Source organism: Shewanella avicenniae, from assembly GCF_017354945.1.
GTDB classification, from domain to species: domain Bacteria; phylum Pseudomonadota; class Gammaproteobacteria; order Enterobacterales; family Shewanellaceae; genus Shewanella; species Shewanella avicenniae.
The window spans coordinates 3,094,438-3,107,886 of the sequence record NZ_CP071503.1; the positions used below are offsets into that span (position 1 = coordinate 3,094,438).

12 protein-coding genes are annotated in these 13,449 nt (G+C 48.7%); 6 read left to right on the forward strand and 6 right to left on the reverse strand.

Annotated elements, in window-relative coordinates:
- Window positions 1–3: 3 nt before the first annotated feature.
- Complete coding sequence (grpE, locus tag JYB87_RS13745) at window positions 4–639, reverse strand: nucleotide exchange factor GrpE (RefSeq protein WP_207354039.1); 636 nt, start codon at window positions 637–639, stop codon at window positions 4–6.
- Window positions 640–731: 92 nt separating this feature from the next.
- On the opposite strand from grpE, the gene nadK reads away from it, so the two are divergent.
- The 6 genes from nadK (at window position 732) to JYB87_RS13775 (ending at window position 9,712) form a co-directional block, all read left to right on the forward strand.
- Window positions 732–1,610, forward strand: a complete 879-nt coding sequence (gene nadK / locus JYB87_RS13750; protein WP_207354040.1) for an NAD(+) kinase — start codon at window positions 732–734, stop codon at window positions 1,608–1,610.
- 578 nt (window positions 1,611–2,188) lie between these two features.
- Window positions 2,189–3,832 (forward strand): L-lactate permease, encoded by a 1,644-nt coding sequence (locus tag JYB87_RS13755; RefSeq protein WP_207354041.1) that lies wholly within the window; start codon window positions 2,189–2,191, stop codon window positions 3,830–3,832.
- A gap of 83 nt (window positions 3,833–3,915) precedes the next feature.
- Complete coding sequence (locus JYB87_RS13760; RefSeq protein ID WP_207354042.1) at window positions 3,916–6,720, forward strand: FAD-binding and (Fe-S)-binding domain-containing protein; 2,805 nt, start codon at window positions 3,916–3,918, stop codon at window positions 6,718–6,720.
- A 290-nt stretch (window positions 6,721–7,010) separates the two neighbouring features.
- Window positions 7,011–7,754, forward strand: coding sequence for a (Fe-S)-binding protein (locus tag JYB87_RS13765; protein WP_207354043.1), 744 nt, complete (start codon window positions 7,011–7,013; stop codon window positions 7,752–7,754).
- A 10-nt stretch (window positions 7,755–7,764) separates the two neighbouring features.
- Window positions 7,765–9,141, forward strand: coding sequence for a lactate utilization protein B (locus tag JYB87_RS13770; RefSeq protein WP_207354044.1), 1,377 nt, complete (start codon window positions 7,765–7,767; stop codon window positions 9,139–9,141).
- A 1-nt stretch (window position 9,142) separates the two neighbouring features.
- A complete protein-coding gene (locus JYB87_RS13775) occupies window positions 9,143–9,712 on the forward strand; it encodes a LutC/YkgG family protein (RefSeq protein WP_207354045.1) in 570 nt (189 codons plus the stop codon).
- Between the two features lie 72 nt (window positions 9,713–9,784).
- Here JYB87_RS13775 and JYB87_RS13780 read toward each other — a convergent pair whose 3' ends face one another.
- The 5 genes from JYB87_RS13780 to ribBA all read right to left on the reverse strand — a co-directional run bounded on the left by JYB87_RS13780 (window position 9,785) and on the right by ribBA (window position 13,429).
- Window positions 9,785–10,282: a phosphatidylglycerophosphatase A family protein gene (locus JYB87_RS13780; protein WP_207354046.1), complete on the reverse strand. Its 498-nt coding sequence runs from the start codon at window positions 10,280–10,282 to the stop codon at window positions 9,785–9,787.
- On the reverse strand, window positions 10,283–11,239 hold the full coding sequence (gene thiL, locus JYB87_RS13785; protein ID WP_207354047.1) for a thiamine-phosphate kinase: 957 nt from the start codon (window positions 11,237–11,239) through the stop codon (window positions 10,283–10,285).
- A gap of 74 nt (window positions 11,240–11,313) precedes the next feature.
- Complete coding sequence (nusB, locus tag JYB87_RS13790) at window positions 11,314–11,715, reverse strand: transcription antitermination factor NusB (protein WP_207354048.1); 402 nt, start codon at window positions 11,713–11,715, stop codon at window positions 11,314–11,316.
- Between the two features lie 12 nt (window positions 11,716–11,727).
- Window positions 11,728–12,204 carry a 6,7-dimethyl-8-ribityllumazine synthase gene (gene ribH, locus JYB87_RS13795; RefSeq protein WP_207354049.1) on the reverse strand — a complete coding sequence of 159 codons (477 nt, stop codon included), beginning with the start codon at window positions 12,202–12,204 and terminating at the stop codon, window positions 11,728–11,730.
- A gap of 118 nt (window positions 12,205–12,322) precedes the next feature.
- Complete coding sequence (ribBA, locus tag JYB87_RS13800; protein ID WP_207354050.1) at window positions 12,323–13,429, reverse strand: bifunctional 3,4-dihydroxy-2-butanone-4-phosphate synthase/GTP cyclohydrolase II; 1,107 nt, start codon at window positions 13,427–13,429, stop codon at window positions 12,323–12,325.
- Window positions 13,430–13,449: the final 20 nt, after the last annotated feature.

The following is a 13,449-nucleotide window of genomic DNA, read 5'->3' on the forward strand; positions in this document are numbered from 1 at the left end:
CGCTTATGCTTGGGTATCTACACTCGCGCCGCCTTGCGATACCATCACCATGGCAGGACGCAACAAACGGTCGTTCAACAGATAACCTTTTTGCATCACCAGCATCACAGTATTAGCTGGGAATTCAGCACTTGGCTGCATACCAATCGCTTGATGCTGTTCTGGATTAAAGGCTTCACCCACTGGGTCAACCGCTTTCACACCGAACTTCTCTACCGCACTGATAAAGGTCTTCAGCGTCAGCTCAACACCTTCAAGTACGGGCTTAATCGCATCGTCTGCATTCTCAGCGCCCACCAGTGCTCGCTCCATGTTGTCGATAACCGGCAACAGCTCGTTGGCGAATTTTTCCAAGGCAAACTTATGTGCCTTTTCAACATCTAACGCTGCACGACGACGTACGTTTTCTGATTCCGCAGCCGCACGCAAAACAGAATCTTTCTGCTCTGCTACCTTAGCTTCGGCTTCAGCCAAAGCTTGTTCCAGTTCCTCAATGCGGAAGTTGGCTTGGGTCAGCTCGTCAATCACGTCAGCGACGTTTTCAGCGGTAGTTTCTGTGGCACCAGTTTCATTTTCCTGAACAGTTTCTACCACTTCTTCAACCTGCTCCTGCCCTGCTTTTGATGACTCGTTGCTCATTGTTACTCCAGCTAAAAATGCTTTGTTTCTGCATACTCTGCGCATATTATGGGGATCAATTCCGCTGTTTCAACCCTGAGCCGGTTAATTTTATGACCTCAGAATTTCATACCATAGGTCTGATTGGTAAACCTCACCATAAGGGCACTAATCAAACACTCAACCGCTTACTGCATTGGTTACACGCAAAAGGTTATGAAGTGCTCGTGGAAGAACGGGTGGCAAGCGAGCTGGAAGCAAAAGTTGAAGCGGTTGATCTGCTCGAAATCGGCGAACGTTGCCAAATGGCTATAGTGGTCGGTGGTGACGGCAATATGTTGGGCGCAGCACGAGTGCTGGCACGCTTTGGCATTGCCGTGATCGGGGTTAACCGAGGCAATTTAGGCTTTCTTACCGATTTATCACCCGATGCCTTTGAAGAGCCGCTCGCCGAAGTGTTGGCGGGCAATTATGAGATTGAACATCGCTTTCTGCTGGAAACCAAAGTCTATCGTCATGGTGAAGTAAAAGCCTGTAATACCGCGGTAAACGAAGCCGTGCTTCACCCAGGTAAAATCGCCCACATGATTGAATTTGAAGTCTATATTGACGACAGATTTATGTACAGCCAACGCGCCGACGGCATGATTGTGTCTACACCAACTGGGTCAACAGCCTATTCGCTGTCCGCCGGTGGCTCGATTTTGACCCCAAATCTGCAAGCATTGATTTTGGTGCCGATGTTTCCGCACACCCTGTCTTGTCGGCCGATTGTGGTGGATGCCGCCAGCATCATTAAATTGGTGGTTTCACCACACAATGGTGAACCGTTAGAAGTTGGTTGTGACGGTCATGTCACTTTGGCCGTATTGCCCGGTGATGAAATTATTATTCAGCGCTGCAGTGAGCAGCTAAAGCTGATTCATCCGAAGGGATATAACTACTTTCACGTGTTAAGAAACAAATTAGGCTGGGGCAGCAAACTGTTCTGAACCGGCAAATTCTTACAAGTTACCGCCGACTTTAGACACTTTATTACATTTGGTAACTTTTATTTAAACTTATATTCAAAACTAACGTCTCTTTCCTCATTGGAAAGAGACGTTTTTTTATGCTTGCAACTCATTGTTTTTACTTAATTATATTACTTATTCAGTATTTACAAATTTAACATTTGCCAAATCATGGTGATCTATATCACATTAGCGGTTTGTGATAGATGGCAAACTTTGCATCACGAATGAAAAAAACAGATCACTTTATTGCTAAAACAAGCTTAATAATGCCAATAAATAGATTTGCAGCATGAGCATTCATCTAACTATTCAATAACAGAATTATTCGCCAAGATTTTATGAGACTTATGTCACATTCGCTGTTTTTCAGTTTTCGCTTAAGTTCTCATTGGTTAAAACTACCTTAATTCCCCCCTAGCAAGATGATCCAGATCATGATGATGTGAGCGGAATTGATAAAGATTATGCTGAATTAAAAAAATGACCGGCAGTTGTATGTGGGGAAGCCGGCAAACATCACAACTAAAAAGCAACATGAACAAAAAGAGGCAAAAATGACCTTTCTGCAACTAATAGCAAGTCTCAGCCCAGTAATTAGCGTCATGCTGTTCCTGGTTTTATTGCGCTTACCAGCATCTAAAGCTATGCCGATTTCTGCAGTGATTACCGCACTTGCAGCAGTCTTTGTTTGGCACATGGACACTAACATGCTTGCCGCATCTGTGGTCGAAGGTTTGTTGTCAGCGATTACTCCGCTGACCATCATCTTTGGCGCAGTATTCCTGCTCAACACGCTTAAATATTCAGGTGCGATGGACACCATTCGCGCCGGTTTCACTAACATCAGTGCTGACGCTCGGGTGCAAGTGATTATCATCTGTTGGCTGTTTGGTGCCTTTATTGAAGGTTCTGCTGGCTTCGGTACACCTGCCGCAATCGGCGCACCGTTGTTGGTGTTACTGGGCATTCCACCCGTTGCTGCCGCAGTTGTTGCCCTGATTGCTGACTCTGTCTGTGTATCGTTCGGTGCGATTGGTCTGCCAGTTACCTTTGGTATGAAACAAGGTCTGATCCAAAACGGTACCAGCATGGCCAGCAGCTACTTTGACGCTCACGGCGGTAGCTTCGACGGTTATGCGCAGTTCATCGCTCACCATATGATCACTATGGACTTGATTACAGGTTCATTGATCCCATTAGTTATGGTTGCAGTGTTGACTGGCTTTTTTGGTCGCAACAAATCGTTTAAAGAAGGTTTGGCGGTGTGGAAATTTGCCCTGTTCGCCGGTTTAGCCTTCACTGTACCAGCCTGGACCATCAACTACTTCGCCGGTCCTGAATTCCCATCGGTTATCGGTTCATTGATCGGTATGGCGATTGTGATCCCAGTGGCGAAAAAAGGGCTGCTGTTGCCTAAAACACCATGGAACGACTTTGCTGAGAATGACAATAATGCCGATGCAGGTCTGCATACCGAAGTGCGTTTTTCTCAGTTAGCAGCGTGGTCTCCTTATTTGATCATGGCGGCACTGTTGGTATTGTCACGCGTGGTAACCCCATTAAAAGCGTGGTTGAGCAGCTTTAACATCAACATCACGGGTATTATGGGCACCAGCCTTAAAGCAAGTTTTGCCACCTTCTACGCACCGGGTATTTTCTTCGTCGCCGTGTGTATCCTTGGCTTCTTCCTATTCAGAATGAACGCTCAAGCGATTAAAACGTCTGTTGGCGTATCATGTAAGTCAATGATCCCAACTATTATTTCACTAGGCGCATCAGTGCCTATGGTTAAAATCTTCCTTAACTCAGGGACTAACGATGCGGATCTGTCTTCAATGCCAGTCGCATTGGCACAAATGTTAGGCTCATCACTGGGCTCAGTATGGGAATGGGTATCACCTATCGTAGGTATCTTCGGTGCCTTCCTGTCAGGTAGTGCCACCTTCTCTAACATGATGTTCTCTGGGTTACAGTACAGTGTTGCCGAAAATATCGGCGGCAATCACACCATCTTCCTTGCACTTCAGGGCATGGGCGCTAACGCCGGTAACATGTTGTGCGTGATGAACGTTGTGGCAGCGGCTACCGTGGTAGGTATGGCTGGTCGCGAGTCTGAAATCATCCGTAAAACTATGCCGGTAGCAATCTGCTATGCACTTCTGGCTGGTACTATCGCCTTCGTTTGGGGCGGTTACTAACAGCTGACTGAACAATAATGCGTGAGCGGAAACCAATGTAGTTTCCGCCAATTCAGTGAGTTCAATGTATAAAGAGATGCATTATGTCTATTAATTATCAAGCCGTAGTACAGGACTTGCGTCATTCTCTGGGGGAAAGCGCAGTTAGTGATGATCCAGTTCGTCGTTTTGCCTGGTCTACCGACGCCAGTTATTTTCGTATAGTGCCAGAAGTGGTGGTGCACGCTGAGAATCTGGATCAAGTCAAACAAACCTTAGCTGTAGCAAGAAAACACAAAGCTCCTGTTACCTTCCGTGCCGCCGGTACCAGCTTGTCAGGACAAGCCATTGGTGAAGGCATTTTATTGATGTTGGGCTTTGATGGTTTCCGCACCTTGAATATCAACGAGGATGCTTCAGCCATTACCTTAGGCGCAGCGATTATTGGTAGTGATGCCAACGCCGCACTTAAAAAATTCAACAAGAAAATCGGCCCAGACCCCGCCACGCTGACCTCTGCTATGGTCGGTGGTATCTATTCTAACAACGCCTCAGGCATGTGCTGTGGTACTGCACAAAACAGCTATCAAACCGTTAAGTCGGTGAAGTTAGTGTTAGCCGACGGCACTGAGTTAGATACCGGCAATGAAGCCTCTAAAGCAGTGTTCCGTGAAACTCACGCTAACCTGCTCGAGCAAGTGAAACAACTGGGTGAAATGGCGCGTGGCAACGAAGCGTTAGCTGCTCGTATCCGTAAAAAATACGCCATTAAAAACACCACAGGTTACAGCCTCAATGCGCTGGTCGATTTTGAAGATCCATTCGATATCATCGAGCACTTGATGGTGGGTGCTGAAGGCACCTTGGCCTTTGTGAACGAAGTGACCTATCACACCGTTATTGAAGCCAAGTACAAAGCCTCTGCCATGGCGGTATTCTTCAACATGGAAGACGCTGCGCGCGCGATTCCACCGATTATCGGTGAAAGCGTGGCTGCGGCTGAACTGCTCGACTGGGCATCGATTAAAGCGGTAACCGGTAAGCCAGGCATGCCTGATTGGATCGGTTCACTGCCAGAAGGCTCAGCGATTCTGCTGATTGAATCCCGCTCAGATGATGAAGCTACGTTAGAAAGCTACACCAAAGATGTGATTGAAAAATTAGCATTTTTGGAAACTGAACGTCCTATCACCTTCAGTAAAGACCCTGCGGTTTACGGTAAATACTGGGCGATGCGTTCTGGCTTATTCCCGATCATTGGTGGCGCACGTCCAAAAGGCACGTCAGTGATCATTGAAGACGTGGCCTTTGAAGTTGAACACTTGGCTAACGCCGCCCATGATCTGACCGAACTGTTCCACAAACATGGTTATCATGAAGGGGTAATTTACGGCCACGCGTTGGCAGGTAACTTCCACTTTATCATTACCCCAACCTTTGCGACCCAAGACGATATCACCCGTTTCCATAACTTTATGGATGACGTGGCGGATATGGTGATCAACAAGTACGACGGCTCAATGAAAGCTGAGCACGGTACTGGTCGCGCTGTAGCACCGTTTGTGGAAGCTGAATGGGGCACTGATGCCTACACCCTGATGAAGAGCATCAAGCAAGTATTCGACCCAGAAGGCTTGCTCAACCCCGGGGTTATCCTCAACGACGATAAAAACGTCCACATTAAAAACATTAAACCATGTCCAGTGGTTGATGATTTTGTTGACCGTTGTATCGAATGTGGTTTCTGCGAAAAAACTTGCCCTACCTCAGCATTGAACCTGACGCCACGTCAACGTATTGCGACCTTGCGTGAAATCTCACGTTTGGAAAGCAGCGGTGACAAAGAAGGCGCAGAGAAGATGCGTGCTGCGGCTAAATACGATGTAGTGGATACCTGTGCCGCCTGTCAGCTGTGTACCATTGCCTGTCCAGTGGATAACAGCATGGGCAATCTGGTGCGTAAACTGCGTACACCGTATATCACCAGTACCCAACAAAAAGTGCTCGATTTCCAAGCCAATAACTGGGGCGCGGTTAACCAAGCACTGGCAACTGGATTTAATATCCTCAACGTACTGCACAAAGTGACGGGCGATAGCATCACCGGTGGCTTGATGAAAGCTGGCCGCATGATCTCAAGTGAAGTGCCTTACTGGAACCCAGATTTTCCAAAAGGCGGTAACTTGCCACAACCTTCTGCGCCTGTGGCAGGTCAACCAAGCGTGATTTACTTTGCAGCTTGCGGCGGCCGTACCTTTGGTAAGACCCCACAAGACCCAGATGATCGTACCCTGCCAGATGTGACCGTTGCATTATTAGAACGTGCTGGCTTTAACGTGATCACTCCACCGAAGACTCGTAGCCTGTGCTGCGGTCAGATGTGGGAATCTAAAGGCGACTTCAAAAACGCCGATGGCAAACGTGATGAGCTGATTGGGGTACTGCGTGACATCTCTAATAACGGTCAAATCCCGATTGTGATTGATGCGTTGTCATGTACTTATCGCACTCTGACAGGCAACCCTGAGTTCAAGATCCTCGACTTAGTGGATTTCATTCACGATGAAGTGATGCCAAAGCTCACCATCAAGAAGAAATCTACCGTAGCGCTGCACTTAGGCTGTTCAGCTCGTAAGATGCACATTGAGCCGAAGATGGAAGCTATTGCGGCAGCCTGCTCAAGCAATATCGTGCGTCCTGAAGGCATTGTCTGTTGTGGTTACGCCGGTGAAAAAGGTTTGTACAAGCCTGAAATCAACGAAACTGCGCTGCGTAACATCAAGAAACTGCTGCCTGCAGAAGCCAAAGAAGGCTACTACGCTAACCGCATGTGTGAAGTTGGCTTAAGCCATCACAGCGGCATTTCGTATCGCCATCTAGCTTACCTGCTGGAAGAGTGCACTCGCTAAAATCCGCATAAAAAGAGGAGCTTCGGCTCCTCTTTTCATTTATGCAAATTGCAATTTTACAGCACGCAATATTATTTATTTAAATCATTATATTTCAATATGTTACAACCTTACCAAAAATGCAAAAATCAGCTTAATCATTTACTGATTAAGCACTTTAGCAAACGGACTTAAAGGGTTATATTCAACAGCGTATTGCGCTAAAACCGTTCAAAAAATCGAGCAGTGAACACACTGCCATCAGCAATACAGACGCTTCTTGTCGTGTAAAAGCACTTAAGGAAATAACCATGAAAATTGCATTATTCATTCCCTGCTTGGTGAATCAATTAATGCCTCAAGTGGCAATTGCTACCTTAGAATTGTTGGAAAAATTGGGGCATCAAGTGATTCTACCTAAGGGACAAACCTGTTGCGGTCAGCCGATGACTAACTCAGGTTGTTTCAATGAAGCTCGCAGCACTGTGCTGAAACTATTAAACGCTTTTAAAGGCGTTGAGTGTGACGCCATTGTTTGCCCAGCAGCCTCTTGCTTGGTGGCTGCGAAAGAAAACTTTCACGAGTTTGATGATTCGCCCGAAGCACAAGCGGTAATCAATAAGCTCTATGAACTGACTGAGTTCCTCCACGATGTGGCACCTGTCGAGCAGTTTACTCGACCATTTCCACATAAAGTCAGCATGCAGATGTCCTGCCACGGCCTGCGGATGTTAACCCTCGCCAAAGCCAGCGAACTGATGTCACCGGGCTACAACAAGCTCGAAGCCTTGCTGAATAAAGTACCGAATATTGAAGTGGTTTACCCAGAGCCGCATGATGAATGCTGTGGTTTTGGTGGTACCTTCGCCATGGACGAGGGCGCAGTCTCAGCCAAAATGGGCAAAGACAAAGCCAGCGCGCACGCCAACACCGGTGCCCAATATGTTGTCGGCTATGATCCTTCTTGCTTGATGCACTTAGACGGCATGATCCGCCGTCTACAGCTGCCGATTGAAACGCGTCATCTGGCGCAAATTCTCAACGAAGCAATCTAAGGAGCGCATCATGGCAACCACAACAACCGCTAACCATGCGGAAAAGGCCGAGATCTTCTGCCGCGATGAAGCGCGGGTAGATTGGCATTCCAAAGCCCTTTGGCTGCTGCGGCAAAAACGCGATCGCGCCGCCAGCTCGCTGCCAGAATGGGAAGAACTGCGAGAGCTAGGCTCAGAGTACAAGCTACACACCCTGTCACACCTTGGCGAGTATTTAGAGCAGTTTGAAGCCAACTGTATTAAGCAAGGTATTCAGGTGCATTGGGCCAAAGATGGCGCCGAGCACAACCGTATCGTGCATGAGATTTTGGCCAAGCACCAAGTCAAAAAGCTGGTGAAATCTAAGTCGATGCTCACTGAAGAGTGCCACCTCAACCCGTACTTAGAACAGCACGGCATTGAAGTGATTGATACCGACTTGGGCGAGCGCATTATTCAGCTCAACAAGCAGCCACCGTCACATATCGTCGTACCGGCGATTCACCTCAAAAAAGAGGAAGTGGGTGAACTGTTCCATGAAAAAATTGGCACCGAAAAAGGCGCCAGTGACCCGACCTATCTAACCCGTGCTGCTCGCCAGCATTTGCGCGAACACTTCCTCAGCGCCGATGCCGCCATGACAGGTGTCAATATGGCGATTGCCGACCAAGGCGCTATCGTCGTGTGTACCAACGAAGGTAACGCTGACATGGGCGGCAACCTGCCCAGCCTGACGCTGCACTCGATGGGTATCGATAAGATGGTGCCCAACATGGAAGCGGCTTCCGTGCTGCTGCGTACCCTCGCCCGTAACGCCATTGGCCAACCGATTACCACGTACAGCAGCTTCTATCATGGCCCGAAACCGGGTGGCGAAATGCACGTTATCATCGTTGATAATGGCCGCACCAAGGCGCTGAAAGATAAGCTATTGGCGGAATCGCTGAAGTGTATTCGCTGCGGTGGCTGCATCAACACCTGCCCTGTGTATCGTCGCAGCGGCGGTTACAGTTACAACTACTTTATTCCTGGTCCTATCGGCATTGCCGTGGGCGCGCAGGAAGATAACACCAACACCACCGCGTGGGCCTGTACTCTCTGTGGTTCATGCACCTACGTGTGCCCAACCAAAGTACCACTCGACAAAATCATCGCCTACCAACGTCGCCTCAAAGCAGAGCAAGGCACGCTGCCATATGGAAAAGATCGCTACATGCCAATCGTTGGCAAAGTGATGGGCAGCGCCACCCTATTTAACTGCGCCATGAGCGTGGCTCGCTTTAGTTTACGTAACTTACCCAACGCCATGCTGAAACCGTTTTCAGGTGCTTGGGGCAAATATCGTGAATTGCCAAAAGCCCCAAAAACCAGCTTTGAAGCTTGGTATAACAAGAACAGGAGCGAATAAGATGTCGAGTAAATCTGCAATTTTGGCCGCGCTCGACAGCGTAGCCATCGCCAAACATGAGATGCCTAAAGTGGCTATTGCACCCCGCTTAGACGATTTGGTTGGCCAGTTTGATGCCAGCCTTAAAGCCGTAGGTGGTAGCTTAGTCAAAGACAACGCCATTGAAGCGTTACAGCAGCAAGTGGCTGCGTTAGTTGCGGAAGGCAATCAAGTGATTTCACAAGTGGCTGAAGTCAGCGGCAATCGTGAAACACCCGAAGATCCGCACGCGCTGCGCGACATCAACTATGCGGTGATCCAAGGTGAGCTGGCCGTCGCAGAAAACGGTTCAGTATGGGTAACAGAACAAGGTGCAGGCATTCGCATTGCGCCATTTATCTGTGAAAACCTCTACTTGGTTGTTAAAGCCGACACCATCGTGGCCAACATGCATGAAGCGTTGAAGCTGATCAACCTGCAAGACACTGGCTATGGCGTGTTCATTTCTGGCCCATCAAAAACGGCCGATATTGAACAAGCCTTGGTGATTGGTGCTCACGGTGCCTGTACCCTCACCGTCTACTTGGTATAGCGCTTCATCCGTTCGTAGTAGATAGCAAAACACCGGCATGCGCCGGTGTTTTTGATTTTAAATTTTAATCTTTTACAAATGGAAGTAGAGCATCGCCGCCTGCATACACACGAAGGAAAATACCCCGGCGAGAATATCATCCGCCATCACCCCAAATCCGCCATCAACATTACGATCTAACCAGCGGATTGGCCACGGCTTAATGATGTCGAAGAAGCGAAACAGTACAAAGCCCGCTAACAACCATTGCCAACTGATTGGGGCGGCAAACATGGTGATCATATAACCGGCCACTTCGTCCCACACAATCGCTTTATGGTCATGAACGCCTAAATCACGCGAAGTCTTGCTGCAGATGTAAATTCCCGCCACGCAACTTAACAAGGTCACCACAAAGTAACCAAGCGATGGCAGTAGCGACATCAACACCACCACTGGAATAGCTGCCGCGGTACCAAAGGTGCCGGGCGCAATTTTTGCTAAACCACTGCCAAAACCCAACGCCAAGAAATGGACGGGATTACGTAAACTCAGTGGCGCTAACGCCGGACTTTTTGCAAAAAACTTCATTTAGAAATGTTGAAACCCTGTTGCTGTTGGTGTGTATTCCGCACCCGCCAACTGTAATTTAAGCTTTTGATTCGACTGAATTTGACCAATTTGAGTAAATTTAACGCCCGCATGACTCAAGGCCACATCCAACGCTCCACGCTGCGCTTCGGGTACGGTAAACAGTAGCTCATAGTCTTCACCGCCGCACAGCGCGTAATTCAGTGCCGTGTGGTGATCAACGCTGTCACGAAGCGCCTGTGACAACGGCAATTTCTCTACATCAATCATTGCGCCCACATCGGAGGCTTTTAATACGTGCTTGATATCAGAGAACAAACCATCAGACAGATCAATCGCACTTGAGGCAATACCACGCAGCGACTGTCCCGCTAGCACTCGCGGTGTCGGATGATAATGGCGGCCGACAAGATATTCACGATGTTCAGCGCGCGCTTGATGATTGCCGAGCAGAATATCGAGCCCCAAGGCGGAATCACCTAAGGTGCCGGTGACATAGATCCAATCGCCGGGCCGTGCACCACCACGCGTGAGCGCTTTCCCTTCAGGGATTTGACCATTCACTGTGATAGTGATGGAGCGTGGGCCGCGGGTTGTATCGCCACCCACCAAGGAAATCATGTAGTAATCTGCGGCTTCAAACAGGCCGTTACTGAACTGCTCTAACCAAACATCATTAGCCTCAGGCAAGGTTAACGCTAAGGTCATCCACGCTGGTTCAGCGCCCATCGCGGCCAAATCGGATAAGTTCACCGCAAGGGCTTTGTAACCTAGGGCTTGAGCGGGCATTGAGGGCAGAAAGTGCACGTTTTCCACCAACGTGTCACAAGAGATCGCAATAGACTTATGCTCTGCGGGTTGCACTAACGCGCAATCATCACCAATGCCGAGCTTAACATCCTTACGCTGATGTCCTCGTCCATTGAAGAAGTGGTCAATCAGTTGGAATTCTTTCATGCTAATCCTGACCGTTTACGGTCTGCTGCAATGAAAAACGGTATCCGCAGATACCGTTTTGTTGGCTTTGTTTGTTACTTAATCAGTTTGTCGAGAATACCGTTAACAAACTTGTGGCTGTCATCAGCGCCGAACGCTTTTGCCAGCTCAATGGCTTCGTTGACCACCACTTTGCAAGGGGTATCCTTGCGATAAGTCAGCTCAAACGCAGCCAAACGCAAAATCGCTTTTTCAATGGGATCGACGTCTTCAAAAGGACGCAATGCCAAGTGTGGAATGACCAACTGGTCAAGTTCAGCATGTTTAGTCGCTGCACCCACAAAGATTTCACGGAAGTATGGAATATCAACACCGTCGACAGTTTGCTCTGTCAGAAACTCGTGCTCAACGTCAGCAATATTGTTCCCGCTCATTTGCCAAGAGTAAATGGCTTGTACCGCTAAGCGGCGGGCTCTGCGGCGTTCAGATGGCTTCATTAAATACCTGTCTTACAGTTGCTCTTCAAGTGCTTTCAGCACGTTAATCATTTCTAGCAAACCAAGTGCGGCTTCGCCACCTTTGTTGCCTACTTTAACACCAGCGCGGTCGATGGCTTGTTCGATGGTATCAGTGGTCAAAACACCGAATGATACTGGCGTATCGAATTCCAACGCCACTTGCGCCAGACCTTTGTTACATTCACCAGCAACAAAGTCAAAATGCGGCGTACCGCCACGGATCACTGCGCCGAGCGCGATGATACCGTCAAATTTACCGCTTGCCGCTACGCGACGTGCAGTTAACGGCAGTTCGTATGCACCTGGCACACGCACTACTGTGATATTTTCATCGCTTACTTGACCGAAACGCTTCAGCGTGTCGATGGCACCGTCCAGCAGACTGTCAACGATAAAGCTATTGAAACGGGAAACGACGATGGCTACTTTGGCGTTTTTCGCTTCGATATTACCTTCAACAACGTTCATTTTATTACCCAATTAAGCTAATGCACCCAGCCCGGGCACAAAATTGTGCGCTATGATAGCACGCAAAATGCGCCTAAGCCCCCTAAATGATCGACGAAATCGTCAATTAATTTTGTATCTACTCGTCGGCAATATATTCGCTAACTTCTAGGCCAAAACCGCCCAGTGAGTGGTAACGCTTTGGCGAACTCAGCAACCGCATCCGCTTAACGCCCAGTGACGCTAGAATTTGCGAACCCACGCCCACGCGTTGAGAAGTCTTCACTTTCTTCTGTACTGGCACTAACTCGCCGTTGTCTTCAGCTTCAAACGCTTTCACTTTGGCGATGATATCTTCGTTCGGCTCGTCGTTACCCAGCAGCAACATTACGCCGCCTTCTGCGCTAATCTTGGCCATCGCTTTATCTAATGGCCAGCTACGTGACTCATCACGCTCAGAAAACAGCAAATCGTTGAAGGTGTTTTTCAGATGCACCCTCACCAACACGTTATCCTTCACCTCACCACTGACCATGGCGTAGTGCAGTTGGTTATCGACGGTATCGCGGAAGGTATGCAGTTCAAACTCACCGAAACGGGTTGGCAGCTTACACTTGCCTTCCAGCACCACGGTGGTTTCGTTGTTATTGCGGTATTCAATCAAATCGGCAATGGTGCCAATTTTCAGGCCATGCTCGGCAGCAAAAACTTCTAGCTCTGGACGGCGCGCCATGGTGCCATCTTCGTTGAGGATTTCAACGATAACTGAAGCTGGCTCAAAGCCCGCCAAACGCGCGAGGTCACAACCCGCTTCAGTGTGGCCAGCACGCACCAATACCCCACCTGGCTGGGCTTCCAACGGGAAGATATGCCCCGGTTGCACAATGTCAGTTGGCTTGGCATCTTTCATCACCGCCGCTTGTACGGTACGAGAGCGGTCTGCGGCACTGATGCCGGTGGTGACGCCTTCAGCCGCTTCAATTGACACAGTAAAGTTGGTGGCAAACGGAGAACCGTTATCACGCACCATCAGCGGCAAACTTAGCTGGCGGCAACGCTCTTTGGTGAGCGTGAGGCAGATAAGGCCACGGCCATATCGCGCCATAAAGTTAATCGCTTCAGGGGTGATTTTATCGGCAGCGATAATGATATCGCCTTCATTCTCACGGTCTTCATCATCCATCAGAATGACCATTTTGCCCTGACGGATATCTTCTACAATCTCTTCAATGCTATGAATCGCCATAATACGACCTTGGTTTTCCA